Source organism: Dyadobacter sp. BE31 (assembly GCF_031457695.1).
Classification (GTDB): Bacteria; Bacteroidota; Bacteroidia; order Cytophagales; family Spirosomataceae; genus Dyadobacter.
The window spans coordinates 297,653-324,229 of record NZ_JAVDXA010000005.1 but is presented as its reverse complement, the minus strand read 5'-3'; the positions used below and the strand labels follow the sequence as shown (position 1 = coordinate 324,229).

The following is a 26,577-nucleotide window of genomic DNA, read 5'->3' as shown; positions in this document are numbered from 1 at the left end:
TTATTGTAATGTAAGCAGGATTGTCTTGCTTCCTGATTTATTGCTGCCCGGCGGTAGCGATTGCTCCACCACCTTGCCCGAGCCTTTGAATGTGACCCTGAAACCCTTGTTTTCCATTAAATACAAAGCATCCCGCATCGACATGCCTTGCAGGTTGGGCACATCGCGCGAGTCGACTTCGCGCGGGTTCCATTTGGTTTTACCTTTTTTATAGAGCGATGCCGCCGCATATTCGCTTTCTTCCGGTGCCGGTGTCATGTTCAGTGATTTGCTGATCACATTCAGGTCGCTGGTAATGCCCGCCCATTTCACATCCTCCGATTTCTCAGGAACCGAGTCCCTCACCGGTTTCTGAATGGCCACGTCATAAGCATAAATGCGATCGGCTACTTCCTTGAACACAGGTGCAGCCACACTTCCCGCGTAACGGGTATAATCGGCACCGGTACTTTTCGGGTTATCGATAATCACAATGCAGCTGTATTTGGGCTTATCGGCCGGGAAGTAGCCCGCAAATGAGGTATAATTCTTACCCTCGGTATAAACGCCGTTGATCAGCTTCCGCGCCGTACCGGTTTTCCCCGCAATCTGATACAAATCACTTTTAATGTGCTTTGCCAAACCCGCATTCACGACGCCTTCGAGCATTTTCTTCACTTTTCGAATCGTTTCGGGCGAGCAAATTGGCTTTTCTTCCACATAAGGCGGGATTTTGTCTTCGATTTCCTCTGCATTCCGGATCTCGCGCACAATCATCGGCCGCACCCAGTAACCGTTATTCGCCACGGCATTGTAGAAAGCGAGCGTTTGCAGAGGCGTCATTTGCATTTCATAGCCATGCGCCATGAAGTACATCGAATAACTGCTCCATTGCTTCGATTTGCGGTCGCGGATCAACGGCGGCTTTTCGCCCTTCATATGAATGCCGGTGGGCTGGGTGAGGTGGAATTGTTTGAGGTAGCTCAGATATTTGTCGGGCTTATTAGCAAAGTAGCGTTGCATAAGCTGTACAATGCCGATGTTGGATGATTTTTCTAAAACCTGCGAGGCAGTAATGGTACCGAAGCCCCCCCGGTGCGCGTCGCGGATAATGTGGTTGCGGAACTTCATGGCACCATCGCCGGTATTCACTGTCACCTGGTCGGGATCCATGTGGGTTTCTTCCAGCAAGGCCATCATCGTCGCCAGCTTGAATGTCGAGCCGGGGTCGTTGCTTCCAGCCAAAGCATAATTGAAAACTTCCTCGTATTTACCCGGACCGCGCTTGGTAAGGTTGGCCATGGCTTTAATTTCGCCCGTAGCCACCTCCATAATGATCACCGAACCGAAATCCGCATCCATTTCGAGGAGCTTCCGGCGCAGTGCGATCTCCGTACGCTCCTGGTAGTTCATGTCGAGCGTGGTGTAAATGTCCCTTCCGGCCGCGGGCTGCACGTTCAATGCATCCCCTACCGGGATTTTCAGACCACCTTCTACTTTTTCTACCCAGCCGATACCGGGGCGCCCTTCGAGCTGCTTGTCAAAACTCGCTTCCAGGCCGATATACCCGCGTCCGCTTTTCGGATCAATGCCGCCAATGGTACGGTCGGCCATTGGGCTGAATGGCTTGTAGCGCTTGTAAATCGTTTCGAACTTGCCGCCGCCGCCTTTACGGTCCTTGGCAAAAAACGGCCACTTTTTGAGCCGCTCGCGTTCCAAATGTGTGATTTCCTTGCTTTTCAGGCGCAGGTACCGCTTGCTTTTGCTTACGCGGTAGCGCATGATCTTGCTCTTGTAGCCTTCGGCCGTGTTTTCCTTGAAGTTTTTGGCGAGCAGCGACGCCAGCTCGTCGATATGGTTATAGAAATAGGCCGAATCGGCGACTTTGGTGTCAAAACCTACATAATAATACGGCAACGAGGTCGCGAGCAAGCTGTTGTCGCTCGCGTAGATGTTCCCGCGCATAGCCGGGATCGTGTCCAGTTTCAGGTCGTTCTTTTCCGAATACTCCGCCCAGGTTTTCCCCTTGAAAGTATCGTAATACTGTACCCGTATCAGCTTCACGAAAACCATGATCGCCAATACAAACAGCAACCAGCCGACCAAACGGGCCCGGTTGATCAGCGCTTTTTTATTGTTCTGACCGCTTTCGACTTCGTTTTTCATGAGGCGTTGAGAAAAAAACGGCTTATTCTTCGTCTTCTTTTAAAATGATTTTCTTAGGCGGGGTAAGGTTCTCTACCAATCCTTCGGCCTGTACTTTCTCTACCACCACCGATTGCTTCCCTGCCCGCTCATATTCGGCATGAATGGAGGTATACTCCGCTTTCAGGTCGTCGACCTCCTTTTTGAGCTTAATGCTTTTCCGCACATAATCCTCGGACTGGAACCCGATCCGCTCGTAAGCGACGAGCAGGATGATCACCCAGCCGAAATAGTAAAAGTATTTCACCGGCAAACGCTCTTCCTGCCCCGGCAGCTTCTCGCCAAAGACCTTATCGAGCGGCAAAAACTTGTTCAGCCAGTTGAACAGCGAATATTCCCGCTTTCGTTTCGGCGGTTTTGGCGGTACCGGCTTTGGGCGTTTTCTATTTTCAGCCATGTTTTGTTCGACGTTACATTAAGTATTGGTCGGATTGCATTTAGTCAGGAGGTTGTCAGGTGTAGTCATGTATTGTCAGGAATTGTTAAGTGTTGTCATTTATTGTAAAAAATTCTCTCTCAAATATCATTAACTACCTCTGGCAACACCTGACTATCAATGACCACACTTGACTACAAATGACTATCAATGACTACACTTGACCACAAATGACTACCCTTGACTACACTTGACTACACTTGACAATACCTGACCCCTCCGCAACCCGGTATCGTCACGCCCTGGTCGCTACGCGCAACTTCGCACTTCTGGCGCGCGGGTTTACGGCTACCTCCTCGGCAGTTGCTTCGATGGGCTTGCGGGTGACGCTTTTCAGCGGCTTGATCTCGTTCCCATAAAAGTCCTTTTCGACCTCTCCGTAAAACTTCCCTTTCTGAATGTAATTTTTCACCAGCCTGTCTTCCAGCGAATGGTATGACATTACCACCAGCCTTCCGTCGGGCGCAAGCACCTCGGGTACCTGCGTGAGGAACTCTTCGAGCACCGCCAGCTCATCATTCACCTCGATCCGCAGCGCCTGGAACACCTGCGCGAAATACTTGTTCTCGCGGTGCTTGGGCGCGTAGCGCATGAGAATGCTTTTCAGATCATTAACGGTTTCGATTTGCGAATTGTATCGGGCGGCGATGATCGCCTCCGCCGCAGTGCGGGCATTGGTCACTTCTCCGTACATCCCCAAAATCCGTTGCAATTCCCCTGCCGAGCGTGTTTTGAGCACCTCGCGGGCCGTTTTTTCGGTATTAGGGTTCATACGCATGTCCAGGTCGGCGTCAAAACGGGTAGAAAACCCCCGCTCAGGCGTGTTGATCTGGTGCGACGAAACACCCAGATCGGCCAGAATGCCATTCACCTGGGGTGCTTTGTTCAGTTTCAGATAGCGTTTGAGGTGCCTGAAATTGGCTGGAATGAATGTAAAGCGCTCATCATCCTTGAATTCCAGCGCGTTGGCGACCGCATCGGGGTCCTGATCGAAAACCAGCAAGCGGCCGGTCGTAAGCCTTTCCAAAATGGCCCGCGAATGCCCGCCGCCACCGAAAGTAACGTCGACATAAATGCCATCAGGCTGTATTTGAAGGCCTTCCAGACACTCGGACAACATGACAGGAACGTGGTAGGTACTAGGCGAATCCATTTATTAAAAGCAATGTACTGAGGAACTATTTCCGGCAATCCGGCAGTTACAAACTTAGCAATTTTCAAGCGTAGGAATCACGCCCGCGCGGGGAATTAATTTTAGCACCACTAATGTCTTTAAACACCATTTAATTGAATATGAGACTCCTGTTATTATTTGGAATACTTTCATCTTTTATCATCTCAACGAGTTTTCCAGCATTCTCCGACACTCCCGTAAAATCGGGCATCTGGCGGGCCACGCTCACCCGCGACAAGCAAAAGCTGCCCCTGATACTCGATATTTCGCAGAATCCCGACGGCAAAACGCTCACCGTGCACATCATCAACGGAACGGAAAAGCTGAAAATGGACAGTAGCTATTTCCAGAACGACTCTCTCGTGATCCCGATGATGATGTTCGACGCCAAGATCATCGCCAAATCCACCGGCGACGAGCTGAAAGGCACTTATTACCGCTATGCCAACGGCGCGGTGGCAGGCTCATTGCCTTTCGAAGCCGAGCAGGGCGAAAATTATAAGTTTTTCAAAAAAGGCGAAGCCAAAAGTAGCCGTAATGTAAGCGGCAAATGGGCCACTACCTTTAAAAACCCCGCTACGGGCGACGAATCGTTTGCAGTAGGAAATTTCACCCAGCAAGGTACCGACGTAACCGGCTCGTTTCTGACGCCAACAGGCGACTACCGCTTCCTGACGGGCAGCGTAAATGGCGACAGCCTCTATTTATCCACATTCGACGGTTCATTTGCCATGCTGTTCAAAGGAGGCTTCCAGCCAGACGGATCCCTGAGCGGCAACCAGTGGTCGGGTGTAAAAGCATTCAAAACCTGGACGGCCAAGCCCGACGCGAATGCCAAGCTGCCGGATGCGACTAAAATGACATTCCTCAAACCAGGCTTCGAAAGCGTCGATTTTGAGTTAAAAGATACCAAAGGCAAAACCTGGACACTGAAAGATCCGCGTTTCGCGGGTAAGCCGGTCATTATCCAGATCATGGGATCATGGTGCCCCAACTGTATGGACGAAACCAATTACCTCGCGCCGTGGTACAAAAAGAACAAAAGCCGGGGCGTCGAGATTATAGGCTTGTCCTTCGAGCGCAACGACAAGCCCGAGATCGCCAACCCTAAAATCGATAAAATGGTGAGCCGCTTCGGTATCGATTACCCGGTAGTACTCGCGGGCACCAGCTCCGATGCTTCTACCGCAAAGGCATTGCCGATGCTGAATAAAGTAATGTCCTACCCGACCACTATTTTCATCGACAAGCACGGCAAAGTGCGCGAGATACACACCGGTTTCAACGGCCCGGGCACCGGCCATTATTACGACGAGTTCGTGACCGATTTCAACACCTTAATGGATAAGCTTATCAGCGAGAAATAATCGGCAAAAACAAGAGAGGCACACCGTCACATTGCGAGGCGGTGTGTTTTTTATTGACCACAAATTAGTATGCTTGCATAATAGTAAGCACATTGCTTACATTTGTGATAAGGGCATTACCTGATACCAATAGCTTTTTGAAACGATGCGCAAGGAAAAAACAATCGATTTCCAGATCAAATGGGCCTGGCATTCCATATCGCGGATGTACAATGCCTATGCCGCCCGTTTTGACACGACGATGGCCGTCGGGTATGTGCTCCTGAATATCGACATCGAACACGGCACGCCGGCGACGAAAATAGCTCCTTTGCTCGGCATGGAACCACGCAGCCTGGTACGGATGCTGAAAAACCTTGAAGAAAGGGGCCTCATCCGCCGGGAAGTGAGTAAAGACGACAAGCGCTTCGTCCGCATTGTGCTCACCGAATTGGGTAAGGAAAAACGCGAACTTGCACGTGAGGGTGTGATCTCGTTCAACACGATGATCCGCGATAAGATACCGCTCGATAAGCTGGTCGTGTTTTTTGACGTCATTAAAGATATAAACCGATTGGTGGAAGAAGAGAACCAGAAGCTGAAAGCCGGCGAGGTCGCCGAAGATCTGGAATAACCATCAATCCCATCCTGAAAACCAACCTGAGTAAAAATGAATCGTTCCATTCGTAAAGTAGCTGTTCTTGGTTCAGGCATTATGGGTTCACGCATTGCGTGCCATTTTGCCAATATAGGCGTTGAAGTACTCCTGTTGGACATCGTCCCGAAAGACCTTACCGACGCCGAAAAAGCGAAGGGCATCACGACCGACCATCCCGCGTTTCGGAACCGGATCGTGAATGATTCGTTCCAGGCGACGCTCAAAGCGACGCCCGCGTCATTGTACAGCCCCGCATTCGCGTCGCGGATCAAGCTCGGCAACTTTGATGATAACCTGGCCGATATCAAAAATTACGATTGGGTCATAGAGGTGGTGGTCGAAAGGCTGGATATCAAGAGAAGTCTTTACGAAAAAGTGGACGCGCTCCGCAAGCCGGGCACGCTCGTTACTTCCAATACATCCGGGATTCCTATTCACCTGATGGCCGAAGGCCGCAGCGAGGATTTCCGTAAGAATTTCGCAGGAACACACTTTTTTAACCCGCCACGTTACTTACGCCTGCTGGAAATCATCCCGACGGCCGATACCGACGAGAGTGTGGTGGATTTCCTGATGCATTACGGCGAGCTGTTTTTGGGTAAAACGACCGTGCTCTGCAAAGACACACCGGGCTTCATTGCCAACCGGTTGGGTATTTACGCATTAATACAAACCATTCGCGTGGCCGAAGAAATGGGCCTGAGCGTGGATGAAGTGGATAAACTGACCGGCCCCGTTGCCGGAAGGCCGAAATCGGGTACTTACCGGCTTTCGGACGTGGTCGGGCTTGATACGACGGTACATGTGGCCAATAACCTCTATGCGTCCGGCGAAGGCAAGGATGAATCGCGTGATGCGTTCGTGCTGCCGGAGATCATGCAAAAGCTGTTTGATAACAAATGGCTGGGCGATAAAACAGGACAGGGTTTTTATAAAAAGATCAAAGACGACAAAGGCAAGTCGGTAATCCTGGCGCTGGATTTCAAGACTTTGGAATACGTGCCGTCGGGTAAAGTGAAATTCGAAACGCTGGAAGGCACGAAGAATATCAGCGACGTGTACAAACGCTTCGGCGCGCTGGTAGCGGGTAAGGATAAGGCCGGCGAGTTTTACAGAAAGACGTTTGCCGATGTGTTCAAATACGCCACATTCCGCATTCCTGAAATCTCCGACGAAATATTCCGCATCGACCAGGCCATTACTGCCGGATTTGGCTGGCAATACGGCCTTTTCGAAACCTGGGATGCCATTGGTGTGAAAAATATGCTGGCGATCATGGAATCGCTGGATCTGAAACCGGCTGCTTGGGTGTACGAAATGCTAGCGGCAGGTAACGAGTCGTTTTATAAAGTTGAGCATGGCAAGCGGCTGTATTATGATATTCCTTCCAAATCGTACAAACGCATTCCGGGGCAGGACAGCTTTATTTTGCTCAGCAACCTTTCCAACAATATTGTGTGGAAAAATGCAGGTGCTAATCTGTACGACATCGGCGACGGCATCCTGAACCTTGAATTCAAGTCCAAAATGAATACCATGGGCTCGGAAGTGATCGAAGGCATTCAGAAAGGCATCGGCCTTGCCGAAAAGGATTTCCGCGGATTGGTGATCGGTAATGAAGCGGTGGAAGCATTTTCGGCCGGAGCCAACCTGGCGATGCTGTTTATGTATGCGGTCGAACAGGAGTTTGACGAGATCAATCTCGTGATTTCACAGTTCCAACAGACAATGATGCGCGCCCGGTACTCGTCGGTGCCGGTGGTGGTGGCGCCTCACACGCTCGCGCTCGGGGGCGGCTGCGAGCTTACATTACACGCAGACAAGGTGGTCGCGCACGCGGAAACCTATATTGGTCTGGTCGAATTTGGTGTGGGATTGATCCCTGCCGGCGGTGGTACCAAAGAAATGGCGCTGCGCTGCTCGGATATGTACCAGGCAGGCGACCCTGAATTGAATATCCTGCAAAACGCATTCATGAACATCGCGCAGGCAAAAGTGTCCACGTCCGCGTACGAGGCGAAAGCGATGAATTACTTGCAGGATAAGGACCAGATCGTGCTCAACCGCTCCCGGTTGATCGCCGAAGCGAAACAGGCGGCGATTGATTTGGCTGAAAACGGTTATACGCAACCCAAACCACGCCACGATATAAAAGTACAGGGAAAAACGGGCATTGCATTGTTCCTGGCGGGCATTACCCAAATGCGGCTCGCCAATTACATCAGCGACCACGATGCTAAAATCGCGGGCAAACTGGCCTATGTGATCAACGGCGGTGATTTGAGCTACCCTCAGCTGGTTTCGGAACAATACCTGATCGACCTTGAACGCGAAGCCTTTCTTTCCTTGTGCGGGGAGAAAAAGACACTGGAAAGAATGCAGGGGCTCCTCAACGGCGGAAAACCACCCAGAAACTGATCGGGAATTATTGTTTCACCAAATTATGTTTCATCTTTACGGTTGCTGACCCAAAAGTACATTTGATCAACAATGATTTCGAAAAAAGCTAAATACGCGCTCAAGGCCCTCAAAGTTCTGGCGGAACAATATGGAAAAGGACCGGTATTAATCTCTTACATTGCTGAAAAAGAGAAGATTCCGAAAAAATTCCTGGAAGCGATCCTGCTCGATCTGCGGAACAATGGCGTACTGCAAAGCCAAAAAGGAAAAGGCGGCGGTTATCTGCTTCGCGTACCTCCCGGGGAAGTTAATTTCTCGAAGGTGTTGCGGATCATCGACGGCCCTATCGCCCCTGCGCTCTGCGTTTCCATGTTCTTTTATGGCAAATGCGATGACTGCAAGGATGAAGAAACATGCAGCTTGCGCACCGTTCTCGAAAGATGGAGAGATGCCAACCTGGCTGTTTTGGACAAAACAACGCTGAATGACCTGTTGCAGGCTGAAAACGCCGCGTCAACCGACATTCTATCGTAAGGCGGCCGACTACTGGCGCGGGGTCGCCCCCCGATTGTTGCGGATGTAAAGCCGCACATCGTCATATTCGCCCAGCAAAGTGTAGTGATTACGGATATATTGATTTAACTCAGGGTAGCTTTCGATGCCCTGAGTTTTTTTGTCCTGTACCCAATGGCTGTTCTTGCCCACAGCATCGACGACAAATGCAGGTTTGGTCCTTTCCAGGTCCGACATATAGCGCTTGCGATAAGTATCACGCATCGGATGTTCAAAAATGGATCGTTCGGAGTGATTTTCGGCCGTTCCCTGCGCTAGTTGGGCTTCTACATAATAAGAGCAATTCCAGCCCCATACCACCATATAGTCGCCTTCTTTCTTCCGTTTCAGGATCTCGGTTACCACCGGGCTTTGCTGCAACGTCGTTTTGCCCACCGAATCGAACGCATTCAACCGGCGCTCTTTCACAAAATGCAGCGCGTCATAGCCGCCAAACCACAGCACAAGGATCGCCGGAAATGCAAGCGACCAGCTTTCAACAGCCGAAAAGCCGTAGGCAGCCAGCAATGTCCAGGGAATAATGCAGAAATTGAGGTAATGGATAAAATCGTTACCCGACTTGGTAGCGGCGTAAATGCTCGCCAGAACAAGGAACAAAATGGTGAACGGCACATGGAAATCCATTTTCCCGGGCACGTAAAGCCGCACGATCCTGACCAGCCCGATCACAATCGGAACGATCAAAGCGAGGCTGAAAAATTGAAAATCCGTCGATAGCGAAACAATTTTATAGAACTGAGCGGGAATTTCTACGAAAGTGCTTCCGCCCGCATAAATCGCATTTCCCAGTACATAAAAATCGATGAGGTCGTCGAAAACACCGAACACCAGGGTGAATACAAGGAAAAAGAGCGGCACAGTAAGCCCTCCCAAAACCAATGCGCCGGCAGGTTTGAACTCCCCATATCTTTGAAAACGGCTGAACAATACCCAGAATGCCGACAAGACGATTACAGCCACAATCGGTACGGCCTGCAATTTCCCGAAAGGAACCGCTCCCGCAGCCAATCCCAGCAGATAAAGCCCGCCCAATGAAGGCGCCGTTTTCGGATCGAGGCGCGAGAGTTGGTACACACAGAATGCGAGCAACAGTACCGGAAGCTGCTCACTCGAATAATGCACGAAATCGATTTCCTGCGTAAAAGCAACGAAAAGCAGCGAAACTATGGAAACGCCGCGCGCTATGGTCGTGCCAAACCAGTTTTTCAATGCCGAAAACAGCAAAAGCCACGCTCCGGCAACGCAAAGCAAGCCCATGAAACGGGCAGCCGTATAATCGATCTGGAAACCCAGCAGTTTGGGAAGTACGAGCAGATAGTTATCCAGCGGGCCGATGGTCGTGCCATCAACCGACCGCCAATATACCGGATCCTGCAAAAGCGTAATCGCGTGGCTGAGCATCTGGCTCTCGTCCTGGTTGAGCTCACGGTTGAAAACGATCACCGGCAACCGCATCATCACAAGTAACAAAACGCCTAATGACAGGTACGCCCGGTTAGAGAGTGACTTGTTTTGTGAGATAAAAATGACAACAGCTGCCAATAAATAGCCCAGGAACCAATAAACAGGCGGAGAATTGTCGAAGCTCAACATACGATTAGCTAAAAGACTCTACTTTCTCGACAAAATCGCGGTAGTGAACGGCGGGAATAAAATGTTGCTGCGACCGATACTGCAACACCATAAACACCAGAAACAGCGAAATAAGGAAGGATTGCAGCATGAGGATCATGAGCGTACTACCCAATGTCGATGCCCAACCGGGCGTAGCATTCCCGATCAGTTTCAGGAAAAGAATGAAGAATATAAATCCAATGGCGACGGCCGACATGAAGATCGAGAAGATCAGAATGCGCACCGCAGTGGTATCGACCATGACCGAGATGGCACTCAGACCGTGCAGTACGAGCGACACGAAGTTCATTTTACTCTCGCCGGCCAGCCTTTTGGCGCGATTGGTGAGCACCGAGTCGTAAGGAATGCGCGATTTGATTACACCGCCCGGATAGTTGTTCCAGATTTCGGAAACACGAACGAGGTTCTGCAAACGGCTTTGCGGCACCAGGCTGAAATTGCCGAAAGTGATCACTTTGCCGGTCAGCAGTTTGAAAACATATTTGTAAATCACATAGAAAAACCGGAACAGAAAGCCTTCGGTACGCTTGTTGCGCTCCGCAAAAATGATCTTGTCGGGCTCCTCTGCCGACCTCTCCGCCAGCCTGTTAATATCACCCGGTGCATCCTCTCCATCCGCGTCCATCACAATCACCTTATCTGCCTTCATATTTTCGGCGGCATACGACAACCCGATCGCAATCGCTTTCTGGTGGCCGAGGTTGCGGTATAGCCGCAGCACTTTCAGCTCTTTTCCGCCGAAAGTCGCAAATGGTGCCGTTCTCGCGCGCGAAGAGCAATCGTCGACGATGAGCAGTGTGGTATTTTGAAGGATCGGGGTATTTAAATCTGCATTAATCTTTTGAATCAGCAGATTAAGTGCCTCCCAGTCATTGAATTGGGGGATAATAATGACGTAATTTTCTGGCATGGGAGAGAGTTACGAAAGCCTCCGGAAAGAAGTTCCGGAGGCTTTAAGTGTGATTTAAACCGTTTTTACGCCCAATCGCGACGAAATTCCGTCGTGGATCTGGGTGAGTGTTTCCACCAGGCCGTATTCCCAGTTCCAGTCCGGGTAATGCGACTTGAACTTCGAAAGATCACTCACGTACCAGATATGGTCTCCGATACGGTTGGTCTCTGAGTAAGAGTAAGAAAGTTTGTTTCCGGTAATCTGCTCGCACAACGCGATCGCTTCGAGCATCGAGCAGTTGGCAAAACGACCACCGCCGGCGTTGTAAACTTCGCCCGGACGCGGGTTTTGGTAATAATGCCAGAACATGTTCACCAGGTCGTGGCTATGGATATTGTCGCGTACCTGCTTGCCTTTGTATCCGAAAATCGTGTAATGCGTTCCGGTAATGGCACATTTCATCAGGTAGGCCAGGAAGCCGTGCAGCTGTGCGCCAGAGTGGTTAGGGCCTGTGAGGCATCCTCCACGGAAAACAGCCGTTTTCATGCCGAAATAACGGCCATACTCCTGCACCATGATATCGGCAGCGACTTTGGAAGCTCCGAAAATAGAGTGCTTCGTGTGGTCGATGCTATGGTTTTCGTCGATACCGTTTTCGAAATACGGGTGGTTCTCATCGATTTCCCAACGTGTTTCAAGCTCTACCAATGGCAGATAGTTAGGGTTATCCCCATAAACCTTGTTGGTAGAAGTGAAAATAAACACTGCCTCAGGAGCGTGCAGGCGGGTCATTTCAAGCATATTCAGTGTACCTACCGCGTTCACTCCGAAATCCGTGAATGGTTCGCGGGCCGCCCAGTCGTGGCTTGGCTGCGCCGCCGCGTGAACGATCATCTTAATGTCCGTTCCGTACTCCTTGAAAATAGGTTCGAGTTGGCTTACCTCGCGAATGTCCGCAGCATAGTGCTTGTAGTTGCCGAAAGCCTCTTCGATACGGTTACGGTTCCACTCGGTGTTTCCATCCGCACCGAAGAAGTACTGACGAAGGTTGTTATCAACTCCGATGACCAGATCAAACTTGCCAGCCAAAAAAGCAACTGACTCACTTCCAATTAGTCCGGCGGAGCCGGTGACCAAAGCTATGTTCATGTTTTGAATACTTTTTAATCGCTTATTTCTTTCTAAAATTTTGGCTTCGCCTTGCCTCGAATACGTAAAGTAAATTAAAAATGTTCAATCGTCACAACTTCACTTAGTCAATGGGCAGAATCCAGAAGGATAATACGCGCAAAGCAATATTAAAATTGTTCAATAACTAAAAAAATAGGGCAAAAAAAAGATATCCCCATTTCGTGGGGATATCTCGTATATTTTCTCAATGAATGGTTGCTATTCTTTCACCAGCGAGCTAGGAATTTTACCACCGTAAAGTTTCGCGCGGATGTCGTTTACGCGGGCATCGAGCTCAGGCTTCGCATCATACTTGAATGACATCTGACGCGGCAGGGAATCAGGGCTTACACCGTACACCCACTCATTACCGGCGTTCACATCCTTCTGGTCCTTGTGGTTATACTTTTGGTATTCACAAGAAGAAAGAAGCACCACACACGCAACAAAAGCAACTATTTTATTGAATTTCATTTCTTTGATCGTTCATAGTATTGTGCGCAAAAATAACCGCCAATTTCATAACCACCAAATTGCGGGCTGCTGAAATATTATTTTTTTAACTCGGCCAATTCATCGCGCACAAACTGCATCAGCTCAGCGATATGCCGCTCCGAGAAATCGAACGGAATATTGGCCGCCTGGTAAATTTCGCCGATCGTGGCCGTGTAACCCAGCTTCAACGCGTCCAGGTAACCCTTCAAACCTTTCGCAGCATCCTCCCGGTAGTTTTTCCAAACGCCAATCGCCCCAAGCTGCGCAATACCGTATTCAATGTAATAGAATGGCACTTCGTAAATGTGCAGCTGGCGCTGCCAGAGGTACTTTTTGAAGTTTTCCAATCCCGACCAGTCCATCACCGTATCCGTAAACTCTTCGTAAATGCGTACCCACGCTTCGGTGCGCTGCTCCGGCGTGTGCTGCGGGTTCTCGTACATCCAATGCTGAAACTTATCCACCGTCGCAACCCAGGGTAATGTTTCGATAATAGACTCCAAATGCGTGATTTTCGCACGTTTCAAATCTTCCTCATTCTCAAAAAACTCATCCCAAAAATCCATCGTGATCAACTCCATCGACATTGAAGCGAGCTCTGCCACTTCCGACGGCGTGTGTTTGAAGGAATTCAAGGCCAGGTCGCGCGTCACGAGCGAATGCACCGCGTGCCCGCCCTCGTGCAGGAGCGTGACCATATCGCGCAGGTTCGAAGTCGCATTCATGAAGATAAACGGCACACCAATCTCGTCGAGGGGATAGTTATACCCGCCCGGCGCTTTACCCTTCCGCGATTCGAGGTCGAGGTGTTTCATGGTCTTCATAATGCGCAGGCAGTCGCCCAGGAACGGATCGAGGCGCGAGAACGCGCGGATCGTTTTATCCAAAAGCTCTTCACCCGTTTCAAATGGCTTCAACGGCGGTAACCCTTTCGGATCGACTTTCGTATCCCACGGACGAAGCGCGTCCAACTGCAATGCAGCCTTGCGTTCTGCCGCCATTTCATTCAAAATCGGCACAACCGCCTTTTTCACCGAGTCGTGAAAGTTGAAGCAATCCTGCGGTGTGTAGTCAAAACGGCCCATTGCCGCGAACATATAGTCACGATAGTTATTGAAACCGGCATTACGGCCCACGGTGTCACGCAGGGTTACGAGCTTGTTCAGCAATTCATCCAGTTTGTCGTGATCCTCATACCGGCGCCCGCTGATCGCGCGCCACGCCTCCTCGCGCACGCGGCGGTCGGTAGATTGCAAACGATCGGCGGCACGTTGCAGGGTCATTTCCTCGCCATCAAGGGTCACCGTCATCGCACCGGCGATAGCGCCGTATTTGCGTTCTTCGGTCTGCATTTCGGTGATCACCGGGATATTCTCTTCCCGGAAGATCTCGATCGCCTTCTTCATTCCCCGCAACGTGATCGCAAAGCCGGGCTCGGTAAGCTCGCCCAGAAATGGGTTATCGACAATCTTCTTGTCGAGCGCATTGCCGTATTCCGCCAGTTTCGGCTGAATTTCGGTGATAAAAAACTGCAATGCGTTGATCAACCCTGTATTTGCGGTATCGCAAGTCTGGCGGATATAGCGCCATGCGAAATTTTCGGAGAGGTATGATTCTATCTCGCTCCGGTCCGAAAACCATTGTTTCAAATCTTCCAGGGAGTTGATTTCCCTGTTTTTCAAATTCTCGAAGAACGGCTGAACATCATCCCATTTCTTCAAATCAAATTCTTCCCCAATAAAAGGCCGTTTCGCCCGCGTAGGTATATGAAGTGTTTCCTGATTGGACATATAAGAGGTACTTTGTTAAAAAATCAAATGTAAAAATTGATATCCCATGGCTGCAAGAAGATTACAAAAATGGTTTTGAACGGATTTTTTGGGTTGTAATTGTCGTAAAATGGCCAAACAATTCCTTTGAACGCTCGTTCAGCAATCTGATCAAAATTTCTGAAATGGCTTCCGTTTCAGGGAAAGCATACCGAAGAAAGATCACACTGATGCCCGAAATGTTGTGCGCAAAGACCCATTCTCCGAAGTCCTTGTCCTCCGTAAGAATAATGCGCGGCGGGTTTCGCGAAAATTCGATAATGGCTTCGTCAGATAAACCTCGGTTGCTTTCGTAAATAGAATGGACTTCAAATCCAACGCTCCTGATCGCTTTGATCAAACTGTGATCTATATTTTCATCGGCAAGGATCATCGCGCCGCTTCCAGACTTTCCTCATTAGCTATCACCTCCGCCGCATATTGCAAAGCCGCTTGGATTGCCTCGGAACTCAAATCGGGATACATACGAATCAAATCAGCATGCGTAGCACCCTCTCCCAATTTTCGCAAAATGAGCTCGACGGTCAGTCGCGTCCCCTTAATGACCGGCTTACCGAGCATTATCGTATGATCAGATGTTATAAACTCTCTGTAAGTCATAAAATCAATTTTCAAGCATAGAACACTAAAATACAACTTTTGGCACTACAACTTCGTCTGTTCCGGCTGCGTTACATCGCTCAAATTATCGGTAACAACATTCTCTGTTTCCTGAATATTGTTGAACGCGTATTCCATTTTGCTCCGGTCGAACTCCTTTTCGTTGTTCGCGAGCCAGATGGTGGCTACGCCGTTGCCGATGAAGTTGGTAATGGCGCGGGCCTCTGACATGAAACGGTCGACGCCCAGCAGAAGTGCCAGCCCTTCGACAGGAATTACCTTAATGGCAGTCAAAGTCGACGCGAGCACGACGAAACCGCTGCCTGTTACACCCGCGGCGCCTTTCGAGGTCACCATCAAAATGCCGATCAGCGATAATATCTGCCCCATATTCAAATGTACGTTGAAAACCTGCGCGAGGAAGATCGTCGCCATGGAAAGGTAAATGGTGGTACCGTCCAGATTGAATGAATATCCGGCCGGTACGACGAGCCCCACCACCGGCTTCGAACACCCCATTCGTTCCAACTTGGCCATTAGGGAAGGCAAGCCCGCTTCGGAAGAGGAAGTACCGAGCACGATCAGCAGTTCTTCCCTTATGTATTTCAAAAAGCGCCATAGGCTAATTTTATAAGTCCTTAAAATCAATCCCAAAACCCCGAAAATAAAAACCGCCATCGTGGCATAAACCGTCCCCATAAGCTTGGCGAGGGGCAGCAGCGTGTGAATGCCGTACTTCCCGATCGTGAACGCCATCCCGCCGAATGCGCCGATCGGCGCGAAAATCATCACGAGATGTAGTGCCTTGAAAACGTATTTGGACACAAAATTCAGGCCGTCGACCATGCGCTGCTTGGCTTCGATGCGGCTTAGTACCGAGCCGAAAACCAATGCAAACAACAAAACCTGCAAAGTGACATTATCGAAGAAAAATTGCAGCCAGCTGAAATCGTGCGCTTTACCGGCATATTTGGAAATATCCCCCTTTTCCAGTGAATCGGTGACCACGCCGTGACCGGGGCGGATGATGTTGGCAACGATAATACCCACAATAAGCGCGAGGGTCGTTACCACCTCAAAGTAGAGTAATGCCTTCGCACCCACTTTCCCTACCTTTTTCAGATCGCCCATACCCACAATGCCCAGCGTGATGGTCAGGAAGATGATAGGATTGATAAAAAGCTTCACCACCGAAATGAAACCTTCACCGAGGATCTTCATTTCGACCGCCTTTTCGGGGAGATAGTGGCCGAGCAAGGCACCGGCAGTAATGGCGGTAAGGACCCAGAAGGTCAGGTTGGTAACAAGCTTTTTCAAAGGCGTTCAGGTAATAGGAATGAAACAGATCGTGTCGGGCGCCGCCCACAGCAATCGGGCAACTTACCAATTTACAATAATAAGAAGTCTGCCAGACGATTCCGGGAAGGCGGAAGTAAATTTTTATCAACTATTTATACTTGGTCTAAATTAATACCATATATTTGCCACAGACAAATGGCGGGTATTCACATCCATGATTATTAACAGGCTATGCAGGAGGATTCGCATTCATACAATTCGCTACGGATTTTGAGCCACACCGGCAAGGGTTACATAGGGCAGTGCCATTGCTGCACGCATTTCAATTTCGCCTACGGCAATGTGCTGTTTGTATTCACAGAGGACGGCTTGCGGGGTTTTCAATCCATTTTGTACGACCAATACCACATGCAAAGCGTCGGTGAAGCGCTGCCGCACGGCAAAACCCATTTACTACCATCGCCTATCCCGAATTTCATGCTCTCTTTCGACGACACCGAGCTGGAAGAGATCCGCACGATGTTCCAGGAGGCGCTGCTGGTATTGGAAGTAGATAAAATATTCTCCTATAAAAAGTAACCCCTGAAATGACGCCAGTTTCGAGATTCCTTATTTGTTTGATACTAACCCTGTCGACGATGTGCTCCGGTTACGCGAAAGCACTCCGGATCGTTTCGGCGAACGGGACCCTGAGTGAAATCCTCGTAGGACTTGGTTTGGAAAAACAGATCGTGGGCGTGGACGTGACGAGCACCTTCCCCGCTTCCCTCGAAAAACTCCCTAAAATCGGCCATAACCGTACCATCTCCGCCGAAGGCATCCTGGCCCTGAACCCCGATGTAATCCTATACACCGACAAGAGCATGCTTTCGCCGGCGGTTGTGAAGCAACTCAACGGCAGCGGTAAAAAACTCGTCGAGTTCAAGCACGAATATTCCAAAGAGGGCGCTATCAAACTGATCCGCGAAATGGGCGCCTATTTTAAAGCACAGGCACAAGCCGAAAAAATGATTAACGCATTGCGGACCGATCTGGCGAAGATCCCTGCCCCGGCTAATCCCAAAAAATTACTCTTCATCTACGCCCGCGGCGCGGGTACATTAATGGTTTCCGGCACGGGCACGTCGCTCGATAAAATGTTCGCATTGGCCGGGCATAAGAACGCGGTAAGTGGCTTCACCGATTTCAAACCCCTCACCGCGGAGTCGCTCATTGCGGCCAATCCCGATGTGTTGGTGCTGTTTTCCAGCGGACTCGAAAGCCTGGAAGGCATGGACGGCCTGCTGAAAGTACCGGGCGTTGCCAACACCAATGCGGGCAAAAACCGCCGGATCGTAACCATGGACGGCCAGTTACTCACGGGCTTTGGACCACGGGTCGGCAAGGCAGCCATTGAACTTTCTCAAAAAGTAAAATAAGGAGGCAATGCTGACAGAAACGGTAAACGAGCGGGAGACAACGAAAACGGAGACGTCCCAAAAACACATTTTGCCTTCTTCGACGGGGAAAATGGTATGGATACTGGGCTCAATCCTGCTGGCATGCGTGATTTTCGCGGCCTGTACCGGAGCTTTGTCCATTTCCGTAAGCGAGTTATGGCGGATCGTCGCATTCAAACTCGGCTGGATTTCCGAAACGCAGGTCGAGGAACAGAAATCAATCGTTTTCTGGATCATCCGCCTGCCGAGGGTATGCCTGGCAGTGCTCATCGGCGCTGGATTGGGCATTGCGGGCGCGTCGCTGCAAGGGCTTTTCCGCAATCCGATCGCCGATGCGACGCTCATTGGAGTCACTTCCGGCGCATCGCTTTTCGCTGTGTTCGTCATTATGCTCAACGTTAAGTACTTCGGAATGCTGAACGAGCTCGCCGGCGCGTACAGCATTTCGTTTGTCGCCTTCGTCGGTGCGGCTTGTACGACGTTACTCGTGTACCAGCTATCGAAGCTCGCGGGCGACGGCGGTGTCACCACATTGCTGCTCTGCGGGATCGCGATCAACGCATTTGTAGGAGCGATGACGGGCCTGATGACCTACCTCGCCGACGACGCACAGCTCCGGAGCATTACCTTCTGGAACCTCGGCAGCCTCGGCGGCGCTAACTGGACGTCCGTCATGGCCGTAGGGCCGTTCGTAGCGGTTTCGATTTTCTTCATGCCTTATCTTTCCAAAGCATTGAACCTGCTCGTGCTGGGTGAAAGCCAGGCGGCCAGTCTCGGTGTAAATATGAAATCTTTGAAACAAAAGGTGATTATCCTCGCAACAATGGGCGTAGGCGCATCTGTGGCTGTTGCGGGAACGATCGGCTTTGTGGGATTAGTAGTACCACACATTATACGCACATTGTTCGGGCCAAACCACCGGACATTGATTATCGGCTCGGCATTTTCGGGTGCTATTGTGCTCACGCTGGCCGATACCCTCTCCCGCACTATCGTAGCGCCGTCGGAACTCCCGATCGGCATTCTCACGGCCATGCTCGGCACGCCGTTCTTCATTTATATTTTGTGGGAACAAAAACGCAAGCGGCTATGATCGAGGTCAGGAATGCGGGATTTGAGGTTAGGGGCCGAAAACTGCTTGAAAATGTCAGCTTTTCGGTCAAACCCGGTGAGTTCTGGGCGGTCGTGGGCGCTAATGGTGCCGGAAAATCGACATTGATCAAACTGCTTTCAGCGGAGCACGACGTTACTTCGGGCGCAGTACATTTCCACGACCGCGACCTTCGGAAATACAAGCTGAAAGAACTGGCCCTAAAACGGGCGGTACTGTCCCAGAAAAACAATATCACACTTTCGTTCACCACGCAGGAAATCGTGCTGATGGGCCGCTACCCGTTTTACGACGCCGACCCTGCCCAGCGCGACCTGGCGATCGTGGATATGTGCCTGAAAAAAGTGGGTATTGGCCATCTGAAAGGTCGCCTTTATCCGACATTATCCGGTGGGGAACAGCAGCGCGTACAACTTGCCCGTGCGCTGGCACAGGTGTGGGAGATCGACAGCGGCCTGCTCTTGCTCGACGAGCCTACTACCGGAATGGACCTTTTGCACCAGTACGAGACATTCCAGCTGGCGAAGGAGCTCACCCGTAAAAACTTCGCGGTGATTGCCGTGATCCACGACCTGAACCAGGCATTGCAATACGCCGACCGCGTACTGATGCTCAAAAACGGGCATATGCATGCCATTGGCTTACCCGAAAACGTGCTGACCGAGCAAGCCATCCAGGAAGCCTTCGGATTGCCGGTACAGATTATCCAGCCGGAAATGACGCCCTACCCGGTCATCGTGCCCCAGGTGGCACCTGTTTCGTACCATTTACCCTGATTAGCAACTATTAAAATACCCAAAGATGAAGTCAACCCTTTCACCGGACAGAACTGAATTGAAAGAACGCTGGGCAGAATACAAGCTCGCCAATCCCAAATCACGCATCCGCGACGACGCCAAAGCGCTCGGCACCTCGGAAGCCGAACTCCTTGCCACCGGCCTTGGCTCTCATGTCCAGCTCCTCGACGGCGATTTCAGGGAGCTGATCAAGGAAATGGGCTCACTCGGACACGTGATGGCGCTCACACGTAACGACCACGTGGTGCACGAGCGCAAAGGCGTGTACGAGAAGATTTCGTTCAATAACCACGTCGGCCTCGTGCTGGGCGAGGATATCGACCTGCGCCTGTTTCTGGGCGATTGGAAATTCGGCTTCGCGGTGTCGGAAAACGAGCGTTACAGCCTGCAATTCTTCAACAGCTTCGGCGAGGCGGCGCATAAAATTTATCTCACGGAAAAGAGCGACAAAAAGGCCTACGACGCGCTGGTGACCAAATACCTGGCGACCGACCAGGACGTAAACCTGTTTGTCACCGAGAAAAAAGAGAAAGTAGCCGAACCCGACGAGGTTGCAGACTTCGATCAAGCCGTATTCCAGCAGGAATGGCTTGCATTGAAAGATACCCACGACTTTTTCACGCTGCTGCGGAAGCATAAGCTGTCGAGAAAGCAGGCGTTGCGCAATGCACCCGAAGGCTATGCCCACCGCATTAAGCCGGAGAGCATGAAGCCGCTCTTCGACGCGATTTCGGAGACCAGGCTACCCATTATGGTGTTTGTTTCAAACCCGAACTGCATTCAGATCCATACCGGCCCGATCAAAAAGATCTTCGTGATGGGCCCATGGTTGAATGTAATGGATCCGGAGTTCAACCTGCATTTAAGGGAGGACGCCATCGACGAAGCCTGGGTGGTGCAGAAGCCTACCGAAGACGGCATCGTGACCGGCATCGAGCTCATCGATAAGGATGGAGTGATGTTCAACCAGTTCTTCGGCAAGCGCAAGCCGGGAATCCCTGAACTGGCCGAATGGCCTGCGCTGATCGAGCTGCATTCGATCAAATTTTGACCAAAAGCATTTGTACAAGCATATTAAGATTAAATTTCGCCATAGTAATTAGAAATTGCCGGCTTCATTAGTGAGCCGGTATTTTTTTGTCAAAATTTCCAAGATCTTTTTTCAAGTCAAAACAAAATTTGTGAACTTTTTTCACATTGAAATATCATAATCATCTGAAATACAATTATTTAATGATGAATATTTGAAAACTTTTTCTCAAAACACTTTTCATTTAAATTCCAAAATTCGTAAATTTGAAATTCTCAACTTCTTCAAAAAACGTCTGATACCACCTAATGGAATCCATAAAATCTTCACAATCAGAAAGAACCTACACCAGTGACGAAGCCTTTCAAGCCTCGCTGGAATATTTCAGGGGCGACGATCTTGCGGCCCGCGTTTGGGTGAATAAATATGCATTGAAAGATTCGTTCGGAGCCATCTACGAAGCGACGCCAAACGACATGCATCGCCGCATTGCGTCGGAGATCGCGCGCATCGAGCAGCGCTATCCAAATCCGCTGAGCGAAGCCGAAATTTTCGATCTGATCAAAGATTTCAAATACATTATCCCGCAAGGCAGCCCTATGACGGGCATTGGCAACCCGTACCAGATCGCTTCGCTTTCCAATTGCTTTGTAATCGGCAACAATGGCGTTTCAGACTCCTACGGTGGCATCATGAAGATCGACCAGGAGCAGGTGCAGCTCATGAAACGTCGCGGGGGTGTAGGGCACGACCTTTCGCATATCCGCCCGAAAGGCTCGCCCGTGAAGAACTCGGCACTCACATCAACCGGCATTGTGCCGTTTATGGAGCGCTTCTCCAACTCTACCCGCGAAGTGGCGCAGGACGGCCGCAGGGGCGCATTGATGCTTTCGGTTTCCATCAAACACCCCGATTCCGAAAGCTTCATCGACGCCAAAATGGAGCAAGGAAAAGTTACCGGCGCCAACGTTTCGGTGCGGATCGACGACGATTTCATGAAAGCGGTAGACTCTGGAACCGCCTACCGCCAGCAATATCCCATCAAAAGCGATAGTCCTTCGCATATCAAGGACATCGACGCGACGGCGCTCTGGAAGAAAATCGTGCATAATGCATGGCAGTCGGCCGAGCCGGGTATTCTGTTCTGGGACACGATCATCCGCGAATCGGTACCCGATTGCTACGCCGACCTTGGTTACCAGACCATTTCGACCAACCCTTGCGGCGAAATCCCGCTTTGCGCGTACGATTCCTGCCGCTTGCTGGCCATTAACCTCTTCTCGTACGTTGAGGATGCATTCACTCCCAAGGCAAAATTCAATTGGGAGCTGTTCAAAAAGCATATTGCAGCGGCGCAGCGCATGATGGACGACATTATCGACCTCGAACTCGAAAAGATCGATGCGATTCTGCAAAAAATTGATGAAGATCCGGAAGATGCCGAAGTAAAGCGCGTGGAGCGCAACCTCTGGCTGAATATCCAGACAAAAGCCAAAGAAGGCCGCCGCACCGGCATTGGTATTACTGCCGAAGGCGATATGCTGGCTGCATTGGGCCTACGCTATGGCAGCGACGAAGGCAATGCATTTGCCGTGGAAATCCATAAAACCGTAGCGCTCGAAGCTTACCGCGGATCGGTTCACACGGCCAAAGAACGCGGACCGTTCACGATTTTCGACTCGGAAAGGGAGAAAAACAACCCGTTTATCAACCGCCTGAAAGAAGCCGACGCGCAGCTTTATTACGAAATGCTGGAATACGGCCGCCGGAATATTGCATTGCTGACGATCGCGCCGACGGGCACGACGAGTTTGATGTCGCAAACCACGTCAGGTATCGAGCCAGTTTTTCTTCCGGTTTATAAAAGAAGAAGAAAGGTCAACCCGAACGACAAGGACGTTCGCGTGGACTTTGTCGACGAGGTAGGCGATTCGTGGGAAGAATATGTGGTTTTCCATCACCGTTTTAAGGAATGGATGGAGGTCAATGGCCTGGATACCACCAAAAATTACGCGCAAAAAGACCTCGATGAGCTGGTAAAAAAATCGCCTTACTACAAAGCCACTTCCAACGACGTGGATTACCTGAAAAAGGTAAAAATGCAGGGCGCTATCCAGCAGTGGGTCGACCACTCGATCAGCGTGACCATCAACATGCCGAACGACGTGACCGAAGAACTCGTGGGCGAATGCTACATGGAGGCTTGGAAAGCGGGCTGCAAAGGCGTTACGGTGTATCGCGACGGCTCGCGTTCAGGCGTTTTGATCGCCAACACGGAGAAAAAAGAAGAACCGAAAGACGGCAGCCCGATGCCATTCCCGACCGAGCGCCCGCAAACGCTGGAAGCGGATGTGGTACGTTTTCAGAATAAAAAAGATAAATGGATCGCGTTTATCGGCCTGATCGACGGTCGTCCGTACGAGATTTTCACCGGTTTTGCGGACGACGAAGATGGTATCCTGATTCCCCGCTGGGTAAATGAGGGTTTGATTATCAAAAACCGGGAAGCCGACGGCAGCTCGCGCTATGATTTTCAATACAAAAATACGCGCGGCTACAAAACGACGATCGAAGGGCTGTCCTACAAATTCAATCCTGAATACTGGAACTACGCGAAGCTCATTTCCAGCACATTGCGCCACGGAATGCCAATCGAAAAGGTGGTAGACCTGATCAGCAGCCTCCAACTCGACGAGGCGATCAACACCTGGAAAGCCGGCGTTGCGCGCGCATTGAAACGTTACATCCCGGACGGCACCGAAGCAGCGAAGCAGAAATGCCAGAACTGCGGCTCGACAAATTTGCTGTACCAGGAAGGATGTTTGACATGCAAGGATTGCGGCTCGTCGAAATGCGGATGATTTTCTTAATTTTGAATGATTGAATGATTGAATGATTGAATGACCGAATATCGCCTATTCAATCATTCGGTCATTCAGTCATTCAAAACTACTACTACTCACGCCACTCATACCCCACCGCCTCGCCCCGGTTCAAAGCATTCACGCTTTAAACCGACACCATGGTTATTTCGCAAATCCTGATCAGGTACCGCAGAGATAATGCGCTTTCTCAGAAACAAATGTCCGATTTGCTCGGCGTTTCGCAGGTAGGTTATCACAAATGGGAAACCGGCACCACCAAAATTGAAATGGAGCATTACTGCCGCATTGCGACGTTATGTGAGGTGAGTTTGCTGGATCTTCTCCCGCGCGACTGGCAGGAGAAGATCAGGGATGAATTGGGAGTATAACTTCTTTAAAAAGTGTCCTCTACAACGCCCAGGTAGTTGAATGGGCTCAATGCGCGAAGCTCTTCCCGTATTTTTTCAGACACATCCAGTGTTTCGATGAAACGCGAGATCGAATCGTGGGTGATTTTTTCGTTGGTACGCGTCAGTTCTTTCAATGCCTCATAAGGCTTCGGATAGCTTTCGCGGCGCAGGATCGTCTGGATCGCTTCGGATACAACCGCCCAGTTTTCTTCCAGTTCTGCTTTCAGTACCTCGCCGTTCAATTCGACTTTGCCTAAGCCTTTCAGCAGGGAGTTCAAAGCAATGGCCAAATGCGCGATAGGCACACCGATGTTACGCAATACCGTAGAGTCGGTAAGGTCGCGTTGCAGACGTGAAATAGGCAATTTGGAAGCAAAATGCTCGAACAATGCCGACGCAAGACCCAGGTTACCCTCAGAGTTTTCGAAATCGATCGGATTCACTTTGTGCGGCATTGCAGAAGAACCCACCTCGCCGGCTTTGATCTTCTGCTTGAAATAGCCCATCGAAATGTACGTCCACATGTCGCGGTTAAGGTCGGTGAGGATCGTGTTCAGGCGTTTCAGACAGTCGAAAGTGGCGGCGAGGTTGTCGTAATGCTCGATCTGCGTCGTGTGGCGGCTTCTTTTCAGTCCTAACCCTTCCACAAAATGGTGGCCGAATGCCATCCAGTCCTGTTTCGGATAAGCAACGTGGTGCGCGTTGAAGTTACCGGTAGCACCGCCGAATTTCGCCGAATGCGGGATTTTATCGAGCATTTCGAGCTGGCGCTCCAGACGTTCTACAAACACCAGAAATTCCTTGCCCACACGTGTAGGCGACGCGGGCTGCCCGTGCGTGAATGCGAGCATCGGCACGTTTTTCCATTCGATCGACATGCGTTTCAACACAAAAAGCACCTGACGGAACAACGGCTTGATCTGGCGCTCCATCGCGTCTTTCAGCGAAAGCGGGATCGCCGTATTGTTAATATCCTGCGAAGTGAGACCGAAGTGGATAAATTCCTGGTAAGATTCGATGCCCAGCTTTTCGAATTGCTCCTTAATGAAGTACTCGACAGCCTTCACATCGTGGTTGGTCACCTTTTCGATGTCCTTTATATGCAATGCGTCTGCCTCACTGAAATCCTCATAGATTTTGCGCAGTGACGCGTATTTTTTCTTGTCAAATTCGGATAGCTGAGGGAGGGGAATTTCGCAGAGTGCAATGAAATACTCGATTTCGACATACACCCGGTAGTAAATCAGGGCATATTCCGAAAAATAAGCCGAAAGTTCAGATACTTGTTTGTAATAACGGCCATCAACCGGAGAGATCGCCGTAAGCTGATTTAATGACATGATTTTCAATACAAAAATTGATTATCAGGCAAAGTTAGCAGAATTCACGGTCCTAAAATGGTAAAACAAGAATGAAAAATTCTTTTTGGGATTGGAAATAGAAATTATAAAACTATTCGCATATTCGTTCACTAACCTTGATTATACAAAGCACATGCAGCCTTCGCCTTTCATTGGAGAATTAGTCGGAACAATGGTCCTTATTTTATTAGGCAACGGCGTCGTCGCCAATGTCGTGTTGAAAAAAACCAAAGGCGAAAGCGGTGGCTGGATCGTCATTACAGCAGGATGGGCGTTCGCGGTGATGTTTGGGGTATTCACGGCCAATGCATTCGGCAGCGCGGCAGCGCATTTGAACCCCGCGGTAACTGTGGGCTTTGCGGTACTTCAAAATGATTACAGCCTTATCTCAACTTTCATCCCGGCTCAGCTGATTGGCGCATTCCTGGGGGCTGTGCTGGTTTGGGCGCAATATCTGCCGCATTGGGGCGCTACCGAAGACAGCGGGGCCAAATTGGCCTGTTTTTCAACCGGCCCGGCCATTAAAAGTACCGGTGCCAATTTTTTGAGTGAGTTTATCGCGACTATGATACTGATCGTCGGCATTGTCGCCATCGGCTATGCCGGTACTTCTGACCCCGAAAAAGGCGGCATTCCTTCGGGTGTAGCGCCTTACCTGGTGGGTATGCTGGTTTGGAGCATTGGGTTATCGCTCGGGGGTACCACCGGCTATGCGATCAACCCCGTACGCGACCTCGGCCCGCGCATTGCGCATGCTGTCCTGCCTATTCCCAACAAAGGAAGCTCCGATTGGGGTTACGGCTGGATCCCCGTGGTGGCCCCCATTGCGGGAGCCATCATCGGCGGACTGATTTTGCGTAGCTTCTCTTTTTAA

24 protein-coding genes are annotated in these 26,577 nt (G+C 50.4%); 12 read left to right on the top strand and 12 right to left on the bottom strand.

Annotated features, from left to right (window positions below; genetic code table 11):
* The 3 genes from J2Y43_RS24625 to rsmH form a co-directional block, all read right to left on the bottom strand.
* The gene (locus tag J2Y43_RS24625; RefSeq protein WP_309988237.1) at positions 1-2,145 is read right to left on the bottom strand and encodes a penicillin-binding protein; all 2,145 of its coding nucleotides are present in this window, start codon (positions 2,143-2,145) and stop codon (positions 1-3) included.
* Positions 2,146-2,167: 22 nt separating this feature from the next.
* Positions 2,168-2,581: an FtsL-like putative cell division protein gene (locus tag J2Y43_RS24620; RefSeq protein WP_106595648.1), complete on the bottom strand. Its 414-nt coding sequence runs from the start codon at positions 2,579-2,581 to the stop codon at positions 2,168-2,170.
* A gap of 274 nt (positions 2,582-2,855) precedes the next feature.
* Positions 2,856-3,773 (bottom strand): 16S rRNA (cytosine(1402)-N(4))-methyltransferase RsmH, encoded by a 918-nt coding sequence (gene rsmH, locus J2Y43_RS24615; protein ID WP_309988240.1) that lies wholly within the window; start codon positions 3,771-3,773, stop codon positions 2,856-2,858.
* A 140-nt stretch (positions 3,774-3,913) separates the two neighbouring features.
* On the opposite strand from rsmH, the gene J2Y43_RS24610 reads away from it, so the two are divergent.
* The 4 genes from J2Y43_RS24610 (at position 3,914) to J2Y43_RS24595 (ending at position 8,732) form a co-directional block, all read left to right on the top strand.
* Positions 3,914-5,161, top strand: a complete 1,248-nt coding sequence (locus tag J2Y43_RS24610; protein WP_309988243.1) for a TlpA disulfide reductase family protein — start codon at positions 3,914-3,916, stop codon at positions 5,159-5,161.
* 145 nt (positions 5,162-5,306) lie between these two features.
* Positions 5,307-5,774, top strand: coding sequence for a MarR family transcriptional regulator (locus tag J2Y43_RS24605; protein ID WP_309988246.1), 468 nt, complete (start codon positions 5,307-5,309; stop codon positions 5,772-5,774).
* A gap of 36 nt (positions 5,775-5,810) precedes the next feature.
* Entirely contained in the window at positions 5,811-8,216 is a 2,406-nt protein-coding gene (locus tag J2Y43_RS24600) for a 3-hydroxyacyl-CoA dehydrogenase NAD-binding domain-containing protein (RefSeq protein ID WP_309988249.1), read from the top strand.
* 72 nt (positions 8,217-8,288) lie between these two features.
* A complete protein-coding gene (locus tag J2Y43_RS24595) occupies positions 8,289-8,732 on the top strand; it encodes an Rrf2 family transcriptional regulator (RefSeq protein ID WP_223400728.1) in 444 nt (147 codons plus the stop codon).
* A 9-nt stretch (positions 8,733-8,741) separates the two neighbouring features.
* On the opposite strand, the gene J2Y43_RS24590 is transcribed toward J2Y43_RS24595, so the two are convergent.
* From J2Y43_RS24590 to dctA, 8 genes are all read right to left on the bottom strand, one after another.
* Positions 8,742-10,364, bottom strand: a complete 1,623-nt coding sequence (locus tag J2Y43_RS24590; protein ID WP_309988252.1) for a hypothetical protein — start codon at positions 10,362-10,364, stop codon at positions 8,742-8,744.
* A 4-nt stretch (positions 10,365-10,368) separates the two neighbouring features.
* Entirely contained in the window at positions 10,369-11,316 is a 948-nt protein-coding gene (locus J2Y43_RS24585; RefSeq protein WP_309988254.1) for a glycosyltransferase, read from the bottom strand.
* Between the two features lie 54 nt (positions 11,317-11,370).
* Positions 11,371-12,447: an NAD-dependent epimerase/dehydratase family protein gene (locus J2Y43_RS24580; protein ID WP_106595656.1), complete on the bottom strand. Its 1,077-nt coding sequence runs from the start codon at positions 12,445-12,447 to the stop codon at positions 11,371-11,373.
* A 240-nt stretch (positions 12,448-12,687) separates the two neighbouring features.
* On the bottom strand, positions 12,688-12,942 hold the full coding sequence (locus J2Y43_RS24575; protein WP_309988257.1) for a hypothetical protein: 255 nt from the start codon (positions 12,940-12,942) through the stop codon (positions 12,688-12,690).
* Between the two features lie 77 nt (positions 12,943-13,019).
* A complete protein-coding gene (locus tag J2Y43_RS24570; RefSeq protein WP_309988259.1) occupies positions 13,020-14,753 on the bottom strand; it encodes a M3 family oligoendopeptidase in 1,734 nt (577 codons plus the stop codon).
* Between the two features lie 61 nt (positions 14,754-14,814).
* The gene (locus J2Y43_RS33645) at positions 14,815-15,165 is read right to left on the bottom strand and encodes a DUF5615 family PIN-like protein (protein WP_409014488.1); all 351 of its coding nucleotides are present in this window, start codon (positions 15,163-15,165) and stop codon (positions 14,815-14,817) included.
* On the bottom strand, positions 15,162-15,392 hold the full coding sequence (locus J2Y43_RS24565; protein ID WP_309988262.1) for a DUF433 domain-containing protein: 231 nt from the start codon (positions 15,390-15,392) through the stop codon (positions 15,162-15,164). The genes J2Y43_RS33645 and J2Y43_RS24565 overlap by 4 nt, the downstream gene beginning before the upstream one ends.
* Before the next feature lie 45 nt (positions 15,393-15,437).
* On the bottom strand, positions 15,438-16,709 hold the full coding sequence (gene dctA, locus J2Y43_RS24560; RefSeq protein ID WP_309988266.1) for a C4-dicarboxylate transporter DctA: 1,272 nt from the start codon (positions 16,707-16,709) through the stop codon (positions 15,438-15,440).
* Positions 16,710-16,922: 213 nt separating this feature from the next.
* On the opposite strand from dctA, the gene J2Y43_RS24555 reads away from it, so the two are divergent.
* The 7 genes from J2Y43_RS24555 to J2Y43_RS24525 all read left to right on the top strand — a co-directional run bounded on the left by J2Y43_RS24555 (position 16,923) and on the right by J2Y43_RS24525 (position 24,321).
* The gene (locus tag J2Y43_RS24555) at positions 16,923-17,270 is read left to right on the top strand and encodes a DUF6686 family protein (RefSeq protein ID WP_309988268.1); all 348 of its coding nucleotides are present in this window, start codon (positions 16,923-16,925) and stop codon (positions 17,268-17,270) included.
* Between the two features lie 59 nt (positions 17,271-17,329).
* On the top strand, positions 17,330-18,109 hold the full coding sequence (locus J2Y43_RS24550) for an ABC transporter substrate-binding protein (RefSeq protein ID WP_309988270.1): 780 nt from the start codon (positions 17,330-17,332) through the stop codon (positions 18,107-18,109).
* Positions 18,110-18,116: 7 nt separating this feature from the next.
* Positions 18,117-19,223, top strand: coding sequence for an iron ABC transporter permease (locus J2Y43_RS24545; RefSeq protein WP_309988274.1), 1,107 nt, complete (start codon positions 18,117-18,119; stop codon positions 19,221-19,223).
* On the top strand, positions 19,220-20,017 hold the full coding sequence (locus J2Y43_RS24540; protein ID WP_309988277.1) for a heme ABC transporter ATP-binding protein: 798 nt from the start codon (positions 19,220-19,222) through the stop codon (positions 20,015-20,017). The genes J2Y43_RS24545 and J2Y43_RS24540 overlap by 4 nt, the downstream gene beginning before the upstream one ends.
* Positions 20,018-20,042: 25 nt before the next feature.
* The gene (locus J2Y43_RS24535) at positions 20,043-21,089 is read left to right on the top strand and encodes a ChuX/HutX family heme-like substrate-binding protein (RefSeq protein WP_309988280.1); all 1,047 of its coding nucleotides are present in this window, start codon (positions 20,043-20,045) and stop codon (positions 21,087-21,089) included.
* A 287-nt stretch (positions 21,090-21,376) separates the two neighbouring features.
* Positions 21,377-23,929, top strand: coding sequence for an adenosylcobalamin-dependent ribonucleoside-diphosphate reductase (locus J2Y43_RS24530; protein ID WP_309988285.1), 2,553 nt, complete (start codon positions 21,377-21,379; stop codon positions 23,927-23,929).
* 161 nt (positions 23,930-24,090) lie between these two features.
* Positions 24,091-24,321: a helix-turn-helix transcriptional regulator gene (locus J2Y43_RS24525; RefSeq protein WP_223400741.1), complete on the top strand. Its 231-nt coding sequence runs from the start codon at positions 24,091-24,093 to the stop codon at positions 24,319-24,321.
* Between the two features lie 5 nt (positions 24,322-24,326).
* On the opposite strand, the gene purB is transcribed toward J2Y43_RS24525, so the two are convergent.
* Positions 24,327-25,682, bottom strand: a complete 1,356-nt coding sequence (gene purB / locus J2Y43_RS24520) for an adenylosuccinate lyase (RefSeq protein ID WP_090149533.1) — start codon at positions 25,680-25,682, stop codon at positions 24,327-24,329.
* Positions 25,683-25,836: 154 nt separating this feature from the next.
* Here purB and J2Y43_RS24515 point away from each other — a divergent pair, with 154 nt between their 5' ends.
* Positions 25,837-26,577, top strand: a complete 741-nt coding sequence (locus tag J2Y43_RS24515; protein WP_309988289.1) for an MIP/aquaporin family protein — start codon at positions 25,837-25,839, stop codon at positions 26,575-26,577.

Excerpts from the sequence above, each read along its gene's own strand:
- J2Y43_RS24625 (WP_309988237.1), bottom strand. The coding sequence starts at position 2,145 with ATGAAAAACGAAGTCGAAAGCGGTCAGAACAATAAAAAAGCGCTGATC.
- J2Y43_RS24620 (WP_106595648.1), bottom strand. The coding sequence starts at position 2,581 with ATGGCTGAAAATAGAAAACGCCCAAAGCCGGTACCGCCAAAACCGCCG.
- rsmH (WP_309988240.1), bottom strand. The coding sequence starts at position 3,773 with ATGGATTCGCCTAGTACCTACCACGTTCCTGTCATGTTGTCCGAGTGT.
- J2Y43_RS24610 (WP_309988243.1), top strand. The coding sequence starts at position 3,914 with ATGAGACTCCTGTTATTATTTGGAATACTTTCATCTTTTATCATCTCA.
- J2Y43_RS24605 (WP_309988246.1), top strand. The coding sequence starts at position 5,307 with ATGCGCAAGGAAAAAACAATCGATTTCCAGATCAAATGGGCCTGGCAT.
- J2Y43_RS24600 (WP_309988249.1), top strand. The coding sequence starts at position 5,811 with ATGAATCGTTCCATTCGTAAAGTAGCTGTTCTTGGTTCAGGCATTATG.
- J2Y43_RS24595 (WP_223400728.1), top strand. The coding sequence starts at position 8,289 with ATGATTTCGAAAAAAGCTAAATACGCGCTCAAGGCCCTCAAAGTTCTG.
- J2Y43_RS24590 (WP_309988252.1), bottom strand. The coding sequence starts at position 10,364 with ATGTTGAGCTTCGACAATTCTCCGCCTGTTTATTGGTTCCTGGGCTAT.
- J2Y43_RS24585 (WP_309988254.1), bottom strand. The coding sequence starts at position 11,316 with ATGCCAGAAAATTACGTCATTATTATCCCCCAATTCAATGACTGGGAG.
- J2Y43_RS24580 (WP_106595656.1), bottom strand. The coding sequence starts at position 12,447 with ATGAACATAGCTTTGGTCACCGGCTCCGCCGGACTAATTGGAAGTGAG.
- J2Y43_RS24575 (WP_309988257.1), bottom strand. The coding sequence starts at position 12,942 with ATGAAATTCAATAAAATAGTTGCTTTTGTTGCGTGTGTGGTGCTTCTT.
- J2Y43_RS24570 (WP_309988259.1), bottom strand. The coding sequence starts at position 14,753 with ATGTCCAATCAGGAAACACTTCATATACCTACGCGGGCGAAACGGCCT.
- J2Y43_RS33645 (WP_409014488.1), bottom strand. The coding sequence starts at position 15,165 with ATGATCCTTGCCGATGAAAATATAGATCACAGTTTGATCAAAGCGATC.
- J2Y43_RS24565 (WP_309988262.1), bottom strand. The coding sequence starts at position 15,392 with ATGACTTACAGAGAGTTTATAACATCTGATCATACGATAATGCTCGGT.
- J2Y43_RS24555 (WP_309988268.1), top strand. The coding sequence starts at position 16,923 with ATGCAGGAGGATTCGCATTCATACAATTCGCTACGGATTTTGAGCCAC.
- J2Y43_RS24550 (WP_309988270.1), top strand. The coding sequence starts at position 17,330 with ATGTGCTCCGGTTACGCGAAAGCACTCCGGATCGTTTCGGCGAACGGG.
- J2Y43_RS24545 (WP_309988274.1), top strand. The coding sequence starts at position 18,117 with ATGCTGACAGAAACGGTAAACGAGCGGGAGACAACGAAAACGGAGACG.
- J2Y43_RS24540 (WP_309988277.1), top strand. The coding sequence starts at position 19,220 with ATGATCGAGGTCAGGAATGCGGGATTTGAGGTTAGGGGCCGAAAACTG.
- J2Y43_RS24535 (WP_309988280.1), top strand. The coding sequence starts at position 20,043 with ATGAAGTCAACCCTTTCACCGGACAGAACTGAATTGAAAGAACGCTGG.
- J2Y43_RS24530 (WP_309988285.1), top strand. The coding sequence starts at position 21,377 with ATGGAATCCATAAAATCTTCACAATCAGAAAGAACCTACACCAGTGAC.
- J2Y43_RS24525 (WP_223400741.1), top strand. The coding sequence starts at position 24,091 with ATGGTTATTTCGCAAATCCTGATCAGGTACCGCAGAGATAATGCGCTT.
- purB (WP_090149533.1), bottom strand. The coding sequence starts at position 25,682 with ATGTCATTAAATCAGCTTACGGCGATCTCTCCGGTTGATGGCCGTTAT.
- J2Y43_RS24515 (WP_309988289.1), top strand. The coding sequence starts at position 25,837 with ATGCAGCCTTCGCCTTTCATTGGAGAATTAGTCGGAACAATGGTCCTT.